The 14,808-nt window shown below is 68.7% G+C and carries 14 protein-coding genes; all 14 read left to right on the top strand.

What is annotated here, in order from left to right:
• Positions 1-9 precede the first annotated feature (9 nt).
• The 14 genes from QMZ26_RS15105 to rseP all read left to right on the top strand — a co-directional run bounded on the left by QMZ26_RS15105 (position 10) and on the right by rseP (position 14,791).
• Positions 10-744 (top strand): molecular chaperone, encoded by a 735-nt coding sequence (locus QMZ26_RS15105; RefSeq protein WP_283221933.1) that lies wholly within the window; start codon positions 10-12, stop codon positions 742-744.
• 28 nt (positions 745-772) lie between these two features.
• On the top strand, positions 773-3,118 hold the full coding sequence (locus QMZ26_RS15100) for a fimbria/pilus outer membrane usher protein (protein ID WP_283221932.1): 2,346 nt from the start codon (positions 773-775) through the stop codon (positions 3,116-3,118).
• Complete coding sequence (locus QMZ26_RS15095; protein ID WP_283221931.1) at positions 3,115-4,131, top strand: spore coat U domain-containing protein; 1,017 nt, start codon at positions 3,115-3,117, stop codon at positions 4,129-4,131. Before QMZ26_RS15100 ends, QMZ26_RS15095 begins: the two co-directional genes overlap by 4 nt.
• Positions 4,132-4,198: 67 nt before the next feature.
• A complete protein-coding gene (locus QMZ26_RS15090; protein ID WP_283221930.1) occupies positions 4,199-4,474 on the top strand; it encodes a hypothetical protein in 276 nt (91 codons plus the stop codon).
• Complete coding sequence (locus QMZ26_RS15085) at positions 4,474-5,190, top strand: fimbria/pilus periplasmic chaperone (RefSeq protein WP_283221929.1); 717 nt, start codon at positions 4,474-4,476, stop codon at positions 5,188-5,190. Before QMZ26_RS15090 ends, QMZ26_RS15085 begins: the two co-directional genes overlap by 1 nt.
• 219 nt (positions 5,191-5,409) lie before the next feature.
• Positions 5,410-6,216, top strand: coding sequence for a 30S ribosomal protein S2 (gene rpsB, locus QMZ26_RS15080; protein WP_079221259.1), 807 nt, complete (start codon positions 5,410-5,412; stop codon positions 6,214-6,216).
• A gap of 126 nt (positions 6,217-6,342) precedes the next feature.
• Entirely contained in the window at positions 6,343-7,218 is an 876-nt protein-coding gene (gene tsf / locus QMZ26_RS15075) for a translation elongation factor Ts (RefSeq protein ID WP_108760042.1), read from the top strand.
• A 321-nt stretch (positions 7,219-7,539) separates the two neighbouring features.
• Positions 7,540-9,078 (top strand): GGDEF domain-containing protein, encoded by a 1,539-nt coding sequence (locus QMZ26_RS15070; protein WP_079221257.1) that lies wholly within the window; start codon positions 7,540-7,542, stop codon positions 9,076-9,078.
• Positions 9,079-9,197: 119 nt separating this feature from the next.
• Entirely contained in the window at positions 9,198-9,926 is a 729-nt protein-coding gene (gene pyrH, locus QMZ26_RS15065) for a UMP kinase (RefSeq protein ID WP_079221256.1), read from the top strand.
• A gap of 97 nt (positions 9,927-10,023) precedes the next feature.
• Positions 10,024-10,578, top strand: coding sequence for a ribosome recycling factor (frr, locus tag QMZ26_RS15060; RefSeq protein ID WP_053449214.1), 555 nt, complete (start codon positions 10,024-10,026; stop codon positions 10,576-10,578).
• A 5-nt stretch (positions 10,579-10,583) separates the two neighbouring features.
• Complete coding sequence (uppS, locus tag QMZ26_RS15055) at positions 10,584-11,351, top strand: polyprenyl diphosphate synthase (protein ID WP_079221254.1); 768 nt, start codon at positions 10,584-10,586, stop codon at positions 11,349-11,351.
• Positions 11,348-12,184: a phosphatidate cytidylyltransferase gene (locus tag QMZ26_RS15050; RefSeq protein ID WP_283221928.1), complete on the top strand. Its 837-nt coding sequence runs from the start codon at positions 11,348-11,350 to the stop codon at positions 12,182-12,184. The genes uppS and QMZ26_RS15050 overlap by 4 nt, the downstream gene beginning before the upstream one ends.
• 2 nt (positions 12,185-12,186) lie before the next feature.
• The gene (locus tag QMZ26_RS15045) at positions 12,187-13,377 is read left to right on the top strand and encodes a 1-deoxy-D-xylulose-5-phosphate reductoisomerase (protein WP_283221927.1); all 1,191 of its coding nucleotides are present in this window, start codon (positions 12,187-12,189) and stop codon (positions 13,375-13,377) included.
• Positions 13,378-13,432: 55 nt separating this feature from the next.
• Positions 13,433-14,791: an RIP metalloprotease RseP gene (gene rseP / locus QMZ26_RS15040; protein WP_200732346.1), complete on the top strand. Its 1,359-nt coding sequence runs from the start codon at positions 13,433-13,435 to the stop codon at positions 14,789-14,791.
• Positions 14,792-14,808 lie beyond the last annotated feature (17 nt).

The following is a 14,808-nucleotide window of genomic DNA, read 5'->3' as shown; positions in this document are numbered from 1 at the left end:
GTGGCGCTGATGGTGCTGCGTACCGACCGCTGGCTGCGAACGCTGGCGTGGGTTGCTTTGGCCCTGCCCGCGAGCCCTTGCCTGGCCGCCAGCCTGCAGGTATCCCCGACCCAGTTCGAGCTGCGGCCGGAGCAGAAGGCCGAGGCGCTGTGGATCAGCAACAGCGGCACCGAAACGGTGCAGGTGCAGGTGCGCGTCTTCCAGTGGCAGCAGGCCGACGGCCGTGACCAGTTGACGCCCACGCAGGCGCTGCTGCCCAGCCCGCCGATGCAGGCCCTGGCCGCCGGCCAGCGCCAGCTGATCCGGCTCGTGCGGGCCGAAGAAGGCGCGCCCGCCACGCAGCAGGCATACCGCGTGATCGTCGATGAAATACCGGCGTATGACCCCACCCGGCAAGGCATGCAGTTCGTCCTGCGCTATTCGATACCCGTCGTGGTGCAGCCGGCCGGCAAGCCGCCCGAACCGCGGCTGTCCGCGCGGCTGGTGGAAGCCGGCGCCGCGCAGGCGCAGCTGGAGGTCAGCAACAGCGGGCAGGGGCAGGCCCAGATTGCCGATCTCGGCCTGGTCGTGCGCGGCCACAGGACACCGGTGATGGATGGGCTGGTGGGATACGTACTGCCCGGCCAGACCATGCGCTGGCCGCTGCAGCAGCCCCCTGCGCAACTGCAGGGCGGCACCTTCAGCGCGAGGGTCAACGGTGGCTCGGAGCCGATTCCATTGCCCGCCACGCCGCCGGCTCGCTGAGGCCTGCGTGCTGGCCTGCTGCAGCGGCATGGCGTCGCTTTCAGGGCAGGCCCTGGCGCGCGAGGTGGGCGCCGAGGCGATGGACGTCGCTGCCGACGCGTTGCTGCCGCCCCCGACGCCACTGACCGCCAGCCAGGCGCTGTACCTGGAGACCACCTTGAACCAGGCCCCGCGCGGGCTGCTGCGTTTCGATGAGCTGGGCGGACGGCTGCTGGCCCCCGCCGCGACCCTGCGCCAGCTCGGCTTCCCCGTGCAGGGCGACAGTCCGGTCTACCTGGACCAGCTCGCCGGCGTTGTCGTGCACTACGACGCCGGCCTGCAGATCCTGGACCTGCAGGTTCCGCTGCAGCTGCTGCAGCTGCCCACCGCCCAGCTCGGGCGCAGCGCGCAGGGCACCCCGGCCGCGCAGTCCTCTCCCGGCATGGCGTTGAACTACGACCTGTATGCCAGCCACAGCGACGGGCTGGGCAACCTGAGCCTCAATACCGACCTGCGCCTGTTCGGCGTCGGCCGCGGCAGCCTGCGCAGCACCGGCCTGATGCGCACCTACCAGCTGCCCGGCGAAGGCTGGCAGCACCAGTCGGTGCGGCTGGACACAAGCTGGCGCCTGGATCTTCCCGACCAGGCACTCAGCCTGACCGTGGGCGATTTCTACAGCGGATTCCTGGAATGGTCGCGTCCTGCGCGCATGGCCGGCATCCAGATCGGGCGCAATTACGGGCTGCAGCCGTACCGGGTGCTCACCCCCACCCCGTCGTTCCTGGGCGAAGCTGTCGTCCCATCCAACGTCGAGCTGTATGTCGATGGCCTGCGCCAGTACGGCGGCCAGGTTCCCGTGGGCCCGTTCCAGCTGGCCACGCAGCCGGGCATCAGTGGCACCGGCACCGCGCAGGTGGTGGTCACCGATGCCTTCGGCCGCATGCAGACCCTGGACTTTTCGTTCTACGGCACGCAGCAGCTGCTGGCCGCCGGCCTGTCCGACTGGTCCGCCGGCATCGGCCGGCTGCGGCGTGATTTCGGCATCCACTCGTTCCGCTACGACAGTGACACGGTCGCCAGCGCCACCCTGCGCCGCGGCATCAGCAACCAGTTCACCCTCGAAGCACATGCCGAAGGCGGTGGCGGCGTCCTCAATGCAGGCCTGGGCGGTGCATGGCTGCTGGGCCGGGCCGGCGTGCTCAGTGCGAACTGGAGCGAGAGCCGGGATGACCAGCGCCGGGGCCGGCAGTACGGGATGGGCTACAACTGGAACAACCGCCGGTTCAACGTGAACCTGGCCAGCCGCCGCACATCCGGCGACTACCGCGACCTGGGCAGCCTGCAGGACAGCCTGCCGCCGCGCATCAGCGAGCAGGCCAGCTTCGGCGTGGACCTGCAGCGGCTGGGCACGGTGAGCCTGAGCTACCTGCGGCTTGACCAGGCCGTACTGGTGCTGGATGCACCGCAACCGGCGCCCGGCCCCGGCCTGCCCTATACCCGCACCCGCTACCTGAGCCTGTTCTGGTCGCGCAGCTTCGGCCGCTGGAATGCCTACCTGTCGGCCACCCAGGACATCGACCAGCGGCAGAACCGCAGCATCTACCTGTCGCTGGGCACCCGCTTGGGCGAGGACAGGCAGGCCACCCTGGCGGTGCAGCGCAATGGCGACGTCGATCGAGCCAGTGCCGAAGTGATGCGGCCGGTACCCGGCGATGGCAGCCGCAGCGGCCCGGGCTGGCGCCTGCAGGCCCGCGACGACGGCGGCCTGGCGGAAATCGGCGCGCTGGGCAGCCACGGTCGCTACTCGGCCGGGCTTTCGCGCGATGCCGGCCAGACCTTCGCCTACGGCAACGCCAGCGGCAGCCTGGTGTGGATGGCGGGCAGCGTGTTTGTCGCCCGCGAAGTACCCGATGCGTTCGCGGTGGTGTCCACCGGTCGCCCCGGCATTCCGGTGATGCTGGAAAACCGCCCGGTTGGCGTGACCAACCGGAACGGGCTGCTGCTGGTCACGCCACTGCTGTCCTGGCAGCGCAACCGGCTGGGCATCGATACCCTCGATCTTCCTGCCGACATGCGCGCCGAGCGTGTCGAGACCTTCGCCACGCCACGCCAGGGCGCTGGCATGCGGGTGGATTTCAAGCTGGTGCACAGCCGCGGCGCACTGCTGACCCTGCTCGACGAAGCAGGCCAGCCGCTGCCGCTGGGCGCACGGATCAGCGGTACGGGCGTGACCCCGACGGTGGTCGGCCACGATGGCCAGGCCTGGGTCGAGTTCAGCGGCGAGCCGCCACGGCTGCTGATCGAAAGCGAGCGCGGGCGCTGCCATGTGCAGATGCCGGCCAGCACCTCGCGCCGCTCGCCGCCGCTGCGCTGCCTGCCGGAGCCTGTGCCGTGAACCGGGTGCTGCTGCTGTTGCTGTTGTGCGGGCTGGCCATGCTGGCACTGCCCGCGCGTGCGGCCACCACCTGCACGCTGTCCAGCCCGACGCTGGCCTTCGGCACCGTCTCCAATGGGCTGGTCGACACCAGCACGACCTTCAGCGTGACCTGCACCACCGGCGCGGTCGCATTGCTCGCCAACGCGCGGGTGACGTTCTGCCTGGGGCTGCCCGCCGGCACCGGTGGAACCAGCATCGCCCCCTGGCGCACCCTGGCCAACAGCTTTGGTGATCGGCTGAACTACCAGATCTACAGCGACCCCTCGCGAACCATCGCGATCGGCAGCGGCGCGGCGACCAGCCCGACATGGGTGAGCTGGCAGATGCAGTATCCGGTGCCACTGCTGGGCGGCTCGGGCACCGCATCATTCACGCTGTACGGGCGCTACCCGGCCAACCAGGTGCTGTCAGCAGGCGCGTTCACCAGCGCCCTGGCCGCCACCTTCCAGTACGCGTACAACGAGCCGCTGCTGGGCACGCCCAACTACCCCGCGACCTGCCTGCTGCAGCCTCCGGCGGCCACCGGCAATTCAAACCTGCAGGCGGCGGCGATGACCCTCACCGCCACGGCGACGGTCAACCCGGCATGCGGCGCCTATGTGACTGCACCGATGGACTTCGGCGTGAACACCGGCACGGTTGCCGCCAACATCGACCGCACCGCCGTCTTCAGCCTGACCTGCGTCAACCGCAGTCCGTTCCAGATCGGGCTGGACAACGGCACCCACGCCGATGGATCCGGCAACCGGCGAATGCGGGTCGGCAGCGGCGCCCTGCTGCCCTACGAGCTGTACCGCGACCCGGCACGCACCCAGCGCTGGGGCAACGTGCTGAACAGCACCACGGCCAGCGGCACGGGCACCGGCGCAGCGCAGAACCTGATCATCTATGGCCGCGTGCCCCCTGCGGCGGGCACATCCACGCCGCCTGGCGCCTATTCGGACACCATCACGGTCACCATCACCTACTGAGGCGGCGCGACAGGCTTCAGACCGGGGCAGTGCCGCCGATATCGACTACATTGCCCTGGTGCCGCCCATGTCCTCCCTGCGCCTGATCTGCCTGGCCTGTGCCGCCCTGTCCGTTTTTGCCGCGGCAGCCAGCGACACTCCCCTGCCCGACGCTGCGGCGGCTGACCCCGCTCCCGCGCAGGCCGGTGTCGGGGTGACCCTGCAGATCCGCGCACCCGGCACGGCGCAGGCACCACTGCAGCGCAGCGACTCGGCCGGGGGCCATGCGGAGCAGATCCGGGCCCTCAGCCCACCCGTACAGGAAGGCGATGCAACGCCTGGCCTGGTGACGATTACCTACTGATGGGGAAGGTCGTGCTGCGGGCGCTGCTGTGCGGGCTGCTGGCCACCCCTGCCCAGGCCCTGGAACTGTCGCGCAGCGGCGTTGAGATCCCGGCCGGAACCAGCCACGACGCGCTGTGGCTGACCAACGACGAGGCCACTGAATGGACCGGCCAGGCCACCGTCTACCGCTGGAACCAGCCTGGCCAGGGGGACACCCTGGACCCGGCGGACGATCTTGCGGTCAGCCCCGCGCGGCTGCACATCCTGCCCGGCCAGCGGCAACGGCTGCGGATCGTGCGGCTGGGGCCGGCACCTGAACGGGACGAACGTGCGTACCGGCTGCTGATCGCGCCCCAGCCAGGAACCGCCCCGGGCCGCGCCGAACGACACTCCCTGCCGGTCTTCCTGCAGCCGGCGGCATCGGCCCGCCCGCTGCCTCTGCAGGCCGCCCTGCTGGCAGGGCCCGGGCAGCAGCCGCGGCTGTGGCTCTACAATGGCGGCAGCCTGCACGCGCGCCTGGCCGACCTGACGTTCATCGACGCCCAGGGGCGCACCGTCCCCGTGCTGCCGGGGCTGGCCGGCTACGTGCTGGCCGGCAGCGGGCGCAGCTGGCCGCTGCCGCCCCGCGACGGGGGCTATGCCGGCGGCGGGTTCCGCGCCCGCCTGGCCGATGGCAGCGAAGCGGTGCTCACGCCCGCCCCTGCCATTGCACCGCCGGCACTCTCCGGACTATAATCCGCCGGATGTTCTGCCGCCCCGTGCGCGGAACGCCGTCCACGCCGTACGTCATCGGCGAATCCACACCTGCTGCCCCCATCCGTGCCGGGGTGCTCCGCAAGGAGTTCGGCCACGGAGGCAACAGGGAAGCCCAACCCCGGAACCATCAGCGCTTCCACGCGTCCCGCATACCTATCCCGCGGGCGGAATCGCCGGTTCCCCATCAGGAGTTTTGCAATGCCCCAGGTCACCATGCGTCAGATGCTGGAAGCCGGCGTCCACTTCGGCCACCAGACCCGCTACTGGAACCCCAAGATGGCTCCGTACATCTTCGGCGCCCGCGGCAAGATCCACATCATCAACCTGGAAAAGACCGTCCCGCTGTTCAACGACGCGATGAACTTCATCTCGTCGGTTGCCCAGAAGCGCGGCACCGTCCTGTTCCTGGGCACCAAGCGCAGCGCCCGCGAAACCATCCGTGAAGAAGCCGAGCGTTGCGGCATGCCGTTCATGAACCAGCGCTGGCTGGGCGGCACCCTGACCAATTTCCGTACCGTCAAGCAGTCGGTTGCCCGCCTGAAGGAACTGGAAGCCGGTGAAACCGACGGCACCTTCGAGAAGCTGGTCAAGCACGAAGTGCTGGGCCTGCGTCGCGAGCGCGACAAGCTGGAAGCCTCGCTGGGCGGCATCAAGGACATGAACCGCCTGCCGGACGCCATCTTCGTGATCGACATCGGCCACGAAGACATCGCGATCAAGGAAGCCAAGAAGCTGGGCATCCCGGTCATCGCCGTGGTCGACACCAACTACAACCCGGAACTGGTCGACTACGCGATCCCGGGCAACGACGACGCCATCCGCGCTGTGCAGCTGTACGCCCGCGCCGCTGCCGACGCCGTGCTGGAAGGCAAGGCTGCTGCTCCGCACGCTGCTTCGGTGCGTGAAGAAGACTTCGCCGACGCCGCTGCTGCTGAAGAAGGCAAGCCGGCTCGCCGCGCACCGGCCAAGAAGGCCGCTGCTGACAAGGGCGAAGCCCAGGCCTGATCCAGGCCCCCGGTGGGCGCCCAGCGCCCACCTGTCCTGACCGCTGCCAATGGCGCGGCGACCGGACACTGTCACACGGGCCGGCCAACATGCCGGCCCTACCCCTTTCTTTCGTGAGGTAATCCCGTGGAAATCACTGCTTCCCTGGTCAAGGAACTGCGCGAGCGCACTGGCGCCGGCATGATGGAATGCAAGAAGGCGCTGACCGAAGCCGGCGGCGACATCAACGCCGCTGCTGAAGCCCTGCGCAAGTCGGGCGCCGCCAAGGCCGACAAGAAGGCTGACCGCGTGGCCGCCGAAGGCCGTCTGGGCCTGGCTCAGGACGGCGGCAAGGCCGTGCTGGTCGAGATCAACTCGGAAACCGACTTCGTTGCCAACGACGTCAACTTCAAGAACTTCGTCGATTCCGTCGCCGCTGCCGCCCTGGCATCGGGCGCCGTTGACGCCGAAGCCCTGAAGACCGCCAAGCTGGCCTCCGGCGAGACCGTCGAAGAAGCCCGCGCCACCGCGATCCAGAAGCTGGGTGAAAACATCCAGATCCGCCGCCTGGTCAAGGTCGACACCACCGGCAACGTCGGTGCCTACGTCCACACCAACGGCAAGGTCGGCGTGCTGGTTGACCTGATCGGCGGCGACGCCGAGCTGGCCCGCGGCCTGGCCATGCACGTGGCTGCACTGAAGCCGCCGCACAACAAGGCTGCCGACGTGCCGGCCGAGTTCGTGGAAAAGGAAAAGGAAATCGAACTGGCCAAGATGTCCGAGAAGGACAAGTCCAAGCCGGCCGACATCCTGGAAAAGATCATCAGCGGCAAGATCAACAAGATCGTCAGCGAAGTGACCCTGTACGGCCAGACCTACGTGCTGGGCGACACCACCGTCGAGCAGGTGGTCAAGGCCGCCGGCGCCGACGTGGCTGGCTTCCAGCTGCTGGTCGTCGGCGAAGGCATCGAGAAGGTGGTTGAAGACTACGCCGCCGAAGTTGCCAAGGCGATGCAGGTCTGATTCCAGCCCACCGGCTGCGAAACGACCAGAAGGAGCCGCGGGAAACCGCGGCTCTTTTTTTGTGCCCGCAGGTGTGCACCACTTCCCCCTGTGGGTGCGCACCGTTGGTGCGCACACCTTCTCCCCCTGTGGGTGCGCACCACTCCCCCCCTGTGGGTGCGCACCGTTGGTGCGCACATCCCAAACAAGGATCTTTGCGTTATCGCCCATTCAAGCCGATACTCGGCATAGGGGAATACGCAATCACGTAACAGGAACAGAAGTCGCAGACTGTGATGCATTCCTAGGTATTCTTGTCCTAATGGAATTGAACGATCCGACATGCCTCCTGAGCTGACTGCTGCCCTGGCGCTGTGCCGCAACCTGCCCTCGCCCCCCGGTATTGCCCTGCGCATCATCGAACTGGCCCAGGATCCGGAAGCGGACATCGCCACCGCCGCCGACATCATCGCCATCGACATGGCACTGAGCGCTCGCATGCTGCGCATCGCCAATTCGCCGCTGTACGCCAGCCGGCGCCGCATCGAGAACCTCGGCCAGGCCCTGACCATGCTCGGGCTCAACGCCACGATCAGCCTCGCCCTGGGCTTCACCGTGACCCAGGGCCTGACCGGCGGCAGCGGTGCCGACCACGACCTGCGCCAGCGCGCCTGGAAGCGCAGCATCCTCAGCGCCCTGGCCGCCAGCCAGCTGGGCCAGGCCCGCGGCCTGCGCCGGCTGGAAGAACTGATGCTGGCCGGCCTGCTGCAGGACATGGGCGTGCTGTGCCTGGCCCAGGCCGAATCGGAGCGTTACCTGCCGCTGCTGCGCGAAGCCGGTGACAACCTGGACCTGATCGCCCGCGAGCGCGAGGAACTGGGCTGCACCCACGCCGACGTCGGCGCCTGGGTGGCCGAACAATGGGGCCTGCCGCGCTACCTGGTGGACAGCATCCGCCTGAGCGAGTCCGAGCCTGCCACCGACAATGCGTTCCAGGCCTGCGTGCAGCTGTCCGGCGCGGTCGCCGACATCTGGCTGGACGCGGATGCCGACGCCGCCCGCGAACGCGCCCTGCACGAGGTCCACGAGCGCCTGCAGCTGGACAGTGCCCGCTTCGACCAGGTGCTCGCCCGCATCAGCGACGCGCTGCCGGACATCGCCAGCCTGTTCGAGACCGGCCTGAGCTCGCCGTCGCGCGTGCGCGAGCTGATCGACCACGCACAGGAGTTGACCACGCTGCGCAACCTGCGCGAGATGCAGGATGCCGAACAGGCGCGCCGCCGCGCCGACGAATTCGAGGCACGGGCCAAGCGCCTGGCCGACCAGGCCCACCGCGACGCCCTGACCGGCGTGCTCAACCGCCGCCAGCTGGAAACCGTGCTCGACCAGGAGTTCCAGCGCGCCGGCCGGCATGGCTGGCCGCTGTCGGTGGCCTTCATCGACCTGGACGATTTCAAGAAGATCAACGACGCCCACGGCCACCTGACCGGTGACGAAGTGCTGCGCGTGTTCGCCAACAAGCTGCAGGGCCAGCTGCGCAACAGCGACACCGTCGCCCGCTTCGGCGGCGAGGAGTTCGTGGCGCTGCTGCCCAACACCAGCGAAGCGGTCGCCCTGGACGTGATCCGCCGGGTGTTGGCCAACATCGTCTCCACCCCGATGGTCGAACTGGAGAGCGGGCCGCTGTTCGTGACCTTCTCCGCCGGCGTGGCCACCCAGGGCGGTTACGAGCGCTTTGCCGGCGTGCAGGACCTGCTGCGCGCCGCCGATGACGTGCTGTACCGCTCCAAGAACCTGGGCCGCAACCGCGTCATCGCACGCTCTCCCGGCGAACTGGGGCATGATGAGCTGTCTGCCACGGCGGGCGCCGAACTGGGCTGAACCCGCCGCCCCGGCTGAACGGGGCGGTGAAGCTTTCTGCGCCGCAGTGCACAAAATGCTTTGGCCGCGCGCCGCATGCGCGTAGAATCCCCCGCGATTTCCACGCTCACGAGGTCCATATGTCCAAGCTCGCCTATCGCCGCATCCTTCTGAAACTGTCCGGGGAGGCGCTGATGGGAGATGAGGACTACGGCATCGACCCGAAGATCATCAACCGCCTGGCCCGTGAAGTGATCGAGGCCCAGCAGGCGGGCGCCGAAGTGGCGCTGGTGATCGGCGGCGGCAACATCTTCCGCGGTGCCGGCCTGGCCGCAGGCGGCATGGATCGCGTCACCGGCGACCAGATGGGCATGCTGGCCACGGTCATCAACGCCCTGGCCATGCAGGACGCGCTGGAGAAGCTGGGCGCCAAGGCCCGCGTGATGAGCGCCATCAAGATCAATGACGTGTGCGAGGACTACATCCGCCGCCGCGCCATCCGCCACCTGGAAAAGGGCCGCCTGGTGATCTTCGCCGCCGGCGTCGGCAGCCCGTTCTTCACCACCGACTCGGGCGCGGCCCTGCGTGCGATCGAGATCGGCGCGGACCTGCTGCTGAAGGCCACCAAGGTCGATGGCGTGTACGACAAGGACCCGAACAAGCACAGCGATGCGGTCCGCTTCGACAGCCTGAGCTACGACGAAGTGATCCGCCGCGGCCTGGAAGTGATGGATACGGCCGCCTTCGCGCTGGCCCGCGACAGCGACCTGCCGATGCGCGTGTTCGACATGGGCCAGCCGGGCGAGCTGCTGAAGATCCTCGGCGGCGCCAACATCGGCACCCTGGTCCAGGGCCGCGACCCGGCCTGAGCCTGAGCGCCAGGCGTGCTCCGGGCCGATTCAGGCCCGGCAGCGTCCCGTATTCGCCTATAATCGCCCGATTCCAGTTACATCCAGGACCCGGGCGATGCTCAACGACATCAAGAACAACGCGCAGACGCGCATGGCCAAGAGCATCGACGCTCTGAAGCACACCCTCACCTCGATCCGCACCGGGCGTGCCACTCCCGCCCTGCTGGACCGCGTTACGGTCAATGCCTACGGCAACGCCAGCACCCCGCTGAACCAGGTCGCGTCGATCTCCAACGCCGATGCCCACTCGCTGCTGGTCACGCCCTTCGACAAGAGCATGATCAAGGAAATCGAGAAGGGCCTTTACAACCACGAGTTCACCCCGAACACGCTGGGCGCCGCCATCCGCATCAACATGCCGCCGCCGACCGAAGAGCGCCGCAAGGAGCTGGCCAAGCAGGTGCAGAAGGAAGGCGAAGGCGCCAAGATCGCGATCCGTAACATCCGTCAGGACGCGAACAAGGAAATCGCCAAGCTGGTCAAGGACAAGGCGATCAGCGAAGACGAGAAGAAGCGCGGCGAAGACGACATCCAGAAGCTGACCGACGCCAACATCAAGGACGTCGACAAGGTCGTTGCCGACAAGGAAAAAGAACTGCTGTCGGTCTGAAGTCGATGCCTTCAGTCCCGCCTCCGTTGCCGGCCGCCCTGCCCCGCCACCTTGCCATCATCATGGATGGCAACGGGCGCTGGGCACAGCAGCGCCGCCGTCCGCGCGTGATCGGCCACCGTGCCGGCGCGCGCGCGGTCAACCGTACCATCGACCGTTGCCTTGAACTGGGCATTCCGGCGCTGACCCTGTTCGCGTTCTCCAGCGAGAACTGGGGCCGCCCGCAGGAAGAAGTCGATGCCCTGATGAAGCTGTTCCTCGGCGCGCTCGACCGTGAAGTGGACGAGCTGCACCGTCGTGGCGTGCGCGTGCGCTTCATCGGCGAACGCGACCGCTTCGGTGCAGGGCTGGTCAGCCGCATGCAGCTGGCCGAACAGCGCACCGCCGACAACACCACCCTGACCCTGTCGATCGCCGCCAGCTACGGCGGGCGCCAGGACATCGCCCGCGCCGCCCGTGCGCTGGCGGCGGAAGTGGCCGCCGGGCGCCTGCTTCCCGAGCAGATCGACGAATCGCTGCTGGGCCGCCAGGTCGCCCTGGCCGACCTGCCGCCGCCGGACCTGTTCATCCGTACCGGTGGCGATACCCGCATCAGCAACTTCCTGCTGTGGCAGCTGGCGTATACCGAGCTGTGGTTCACCGAGGCACTGTGGCCGGACTTCGATTCCGCGCAGCTGCAGCAGGCGCTGGACGCCTACGCCAATCGTGAACGCCGCTTCGGCCTGACCAGCGCCCAGATCGCCGCCCTGGCCACCGAGACGCCCAGCCCATGACCAAGACCCGAGTCCTCGCCGCGCTGATCATGGCGCCGGTGGCCATTGCCGCGATCCTGCTGCTGCCCACCCAATGGCTGGCTGCGGCCGCCGCCGCCGTGTTCCTGATCGGCCTGTGGGAATGGCTGAAGCTGGCCGGCATCGAAGACACCCTGCCCCGTACCGTGCTGCTGGTGCTGAACCTGCTGCTGATGGTGCTGATGGTGTGGGCCGATGGCAGCTCGCTGGTGCTGTTCCAGCTGGCCACCCTGGTCGGCGTGGCCTGGTGGCTGGCCGCCCTGGTCTGGCTGCGCTTCTTCACCTTCGGCGCGCAGCCGGGCAGCCCGGCACGCATCCTCAAGCTGCTGGCCGGCACCCTGGCCATCGTGCCGGCGTGGGCGTCGCTGGTGCTGATCCATGCTGGCGGCGATCCGCCGGGCCACCAGGGCCACCTGTGGCTGCTGGCCGCGCTGGCGCTGGTCTGGGCCGCCGATTCGGGCGCCTATTTCGCCGGCCGCCACTTCGGCAAGCACAAGCTGGCCCCGCGCATCAGCCCCAACAAGACCTGGGAAGGCCTGTTCGGCGGCCTGCTGGCCGGTGTCGCCGTGGCCGTGGGCCTGGGCCTGCTCGCCGGCGTGGATGTCGCGCACCTGCCGGGCCTGCTGGTCACCTCGGTGGTGGCCGTGTTCGCATCGGTGCTGGGCGACCTCTACGAAAGCCTGATCAAGCGCCACGCCGGCGCCAAGGATTCGGGCCACCTCATTCCTGGCCACGGCGGCGTGCTGGACCGCGTCGACGGCGTGCTGGCCGCCCTGCCGGTGTTTGCGCTGGGCAAGGAAATCTTCGGATTCTGACCATGGATGCTGCTGCAGACCTGCGCCGGGTCGCCGTATTCGGCGCCACCGGCTCGATTGGTGCCTCCACGCTGGACGTGATCGCACGCCACCCGCAGCGCTACCAGGCCACTGTGCTGGCCGCCGGCCGCCAGGTGCAGGCGCTGCTGGCGCTGTGCCGCCAGCATCGTCCCGCCCATGCCGTCATCGCCGATGACAGCCTGTACGCCGAACTGCGCGACGGCCTGCGCGACGCCGGCCTGGCCACCGAAGCCCACGCCGGCGCTGCCGCGCTGGACCAGCTCGCTGCCAGCGATGCCTGTGACACCGTGGTTGCCGCCATCGTCGGTGCTGCCGGCCTGTCCTCGACCCTGGCCGCTGCCGCCGCCGGCAAGCGCATCCTGCTGGCCAACAAGGAATCGCTGGTGCTGGCCGGCGAGCTGCTGACCCGCACCGCCGAACGCGGCGGCGCCGAGATCATCCCGATCGACAGCGAGCACAGCGCCATCTTCCAGTGCCTGCGCTCGCGCGATGCCAGCCTGGACGGGGCCGGCGTGCGCCGGATCCTGCTTACCGCCTCCGGTGGCCCGTTCCGTGGCCGCAGCCGCGCCGAACTGGAGCAGGTGACCCCGGCCCAGGCCGTTGCCCACCCGAAGTGGTCGATGGGCCCGAAGATCTCGGTCGATTCGGCGACGTTGATGAACAAGGGCCTGGAAGTGATCGAGGCGCACCACCTGTTCAAGGTGCCCGGCGAGCGCATCGAGGTGCTGGTCCATCCGCAGAGCCTGGTCCATTCGCTGGTCGAGTTCGTCGACGGCTCGACCCTGGCCCAGCTGGGCCTGCCGGACATGCGCACCACCCTGGCCGTCGGCCTGGGCTGGCCGCAGCGCATCGAATCGGGCGTATCCGGGCTGGACCTGCTGGCCCAGGGCCGGCTCGATTTCGAAGCGCCCGATACCGACGCCTTCCCCTGCCTGGCCTTGGCCTGGCAGGCGATGCAGGCCGGCGGCACTGCTCCGGCGGTGCTGAATGCCGCCAATGAAGAGGCGGTTTCAGCGTTTCTTCAGGGCAGGATCGGTTTCCTGAGCATTCCCGCGCTGGTTGCTAACGCTCTTTCAACACTGCCGACCGAAGCAGCCGATACACTGGACGGCCTGTTGTCCGCCGACCAGCGGGCCCGCCAGTTGACCCTGAACGCCATCGACGCCGCCTGAACGCCACGCCCATACCGCATGACGCCGCTGCCATTGCCCGCCACCGTGAGCCTGCATGACTGACTTCATCGGATCGGTCTGGTGGATGATCGTCAGCCTCGGGCTGCTGGTCACCTTCCACGAGTTCGGGCACTACGCCGTGGGCCGCCTCTGCGGGGTCAAGGTGCTGCGCTTCTCGGTCGGCTTCGGCCGCCCGCTGTGGTCGCGCCGCGACAGGCACGGCACCGAGTTCGCCATCGCCGCCCTGCCGCTGGGCGGTTATGTGAAGTTCCTCGACGAGCGCGAGGTGGAGGTACACCCGCACGAGCGGGGGCAGGCCTTCAACCACAAGACGGTCTGGCAGCGCATCGCCATCGTCGCTGCCGGGCCGATCGCCAACCTGCTGCTGTGCATCCTGCTGCTGTGGGCGATGTTCGTGATCGGCAAGCAGGACTATTCGGCCACCATCGGCCGCACCACCGGCATTGCCGCCAGCGCCGGCCTGTCCAGCGGCGACCGTGTGCTGCGCGTGGACGACCGCGACGTGGTCACCCTGGGCGATGCCAGCATGGCCCTGACCGCCGCGGCGATGGACCGGCGCGACGTCACCCTCGAAGTGCTGGACAGCAGCGACCAGGTGCGCAACCGCACCCTGCCGCTGTCGCAACTGCCGGCCGGCTTCGATGAACGCCGCGTGCCCAGCCTGGCGGGCCTGCAGTGGCAGGCCGCGCTGCAGCCCGCGCAGGTGGACAGCCTGACGGCCGATTCGGCCGTGGCCGGCCTGCTGCAGGCGGGCGACGTGATCGTGGCCATCGACGGCCAGCGCATCGACGGGGCCGACCAGGTCAGCCCGCAGATCCAGGAACTGGGCCGCCGTGGCGGGCCCGGCATGATCGAAGTACTGCGCGGTGGCGAGCGCCTGGCGCTGGAAGTGACCCCGCGCCAGGGCAAGGACGGCCAGGGCAAGCCGGTCTGGCAGATCGGCGTGGGCTTCTCGGGCGCCTTCAGCCCCGCCTATGACACCCTGATGCGCTACGGCCCGCTCGACGCGGTGACCGTGGCCGTGCGCGAAACCGGCCGCCTGGCCTCTGATTCGCTGGGCATGATGGCCCGCATCGTCACCGGCAAGGCCTCGCTGCAGAACGTTTCCGGCCCGGTCACCATCGCCCGCGTGGCCAATGTTTCGGCCAAGCGCGGCCTCGACTGGTTCCTGCAGTTCCTCGCGCTGCTGTCGCTGAGCCTGTGCATCATCAACCTGCTGCCGATTCCCATCTTGGACGGCGGGCACCTGCTGTATTACCTTATCGAGTTGGTCAAGGGCAGCCCGCTGAGCGAGCGTGCCATCGCCGCGGGTCAGTACATCGGCCTGGCGTTGCTGGCCGGGTTGATGGGGCTGGCGTTCTACAACGACATCCTCGGCCTGGCCACGCGATGAACTTTTCCACGTTTTTG

This window comes from Stenotrophomonas sp. PFBMAA-4, from assembly GCF_030053215.1.
GTDB lineage: Bacteria > Pseudomonadota > Gammaproteobacteria > Xanthomonadales > Xanthomonadaceae > Stenotrophomonas.
The sequence above is the reverse complement of the archived record's forward strand: the minus strand, read 5'-3'. Positions and strand labels throughout refer to the sequence as shown.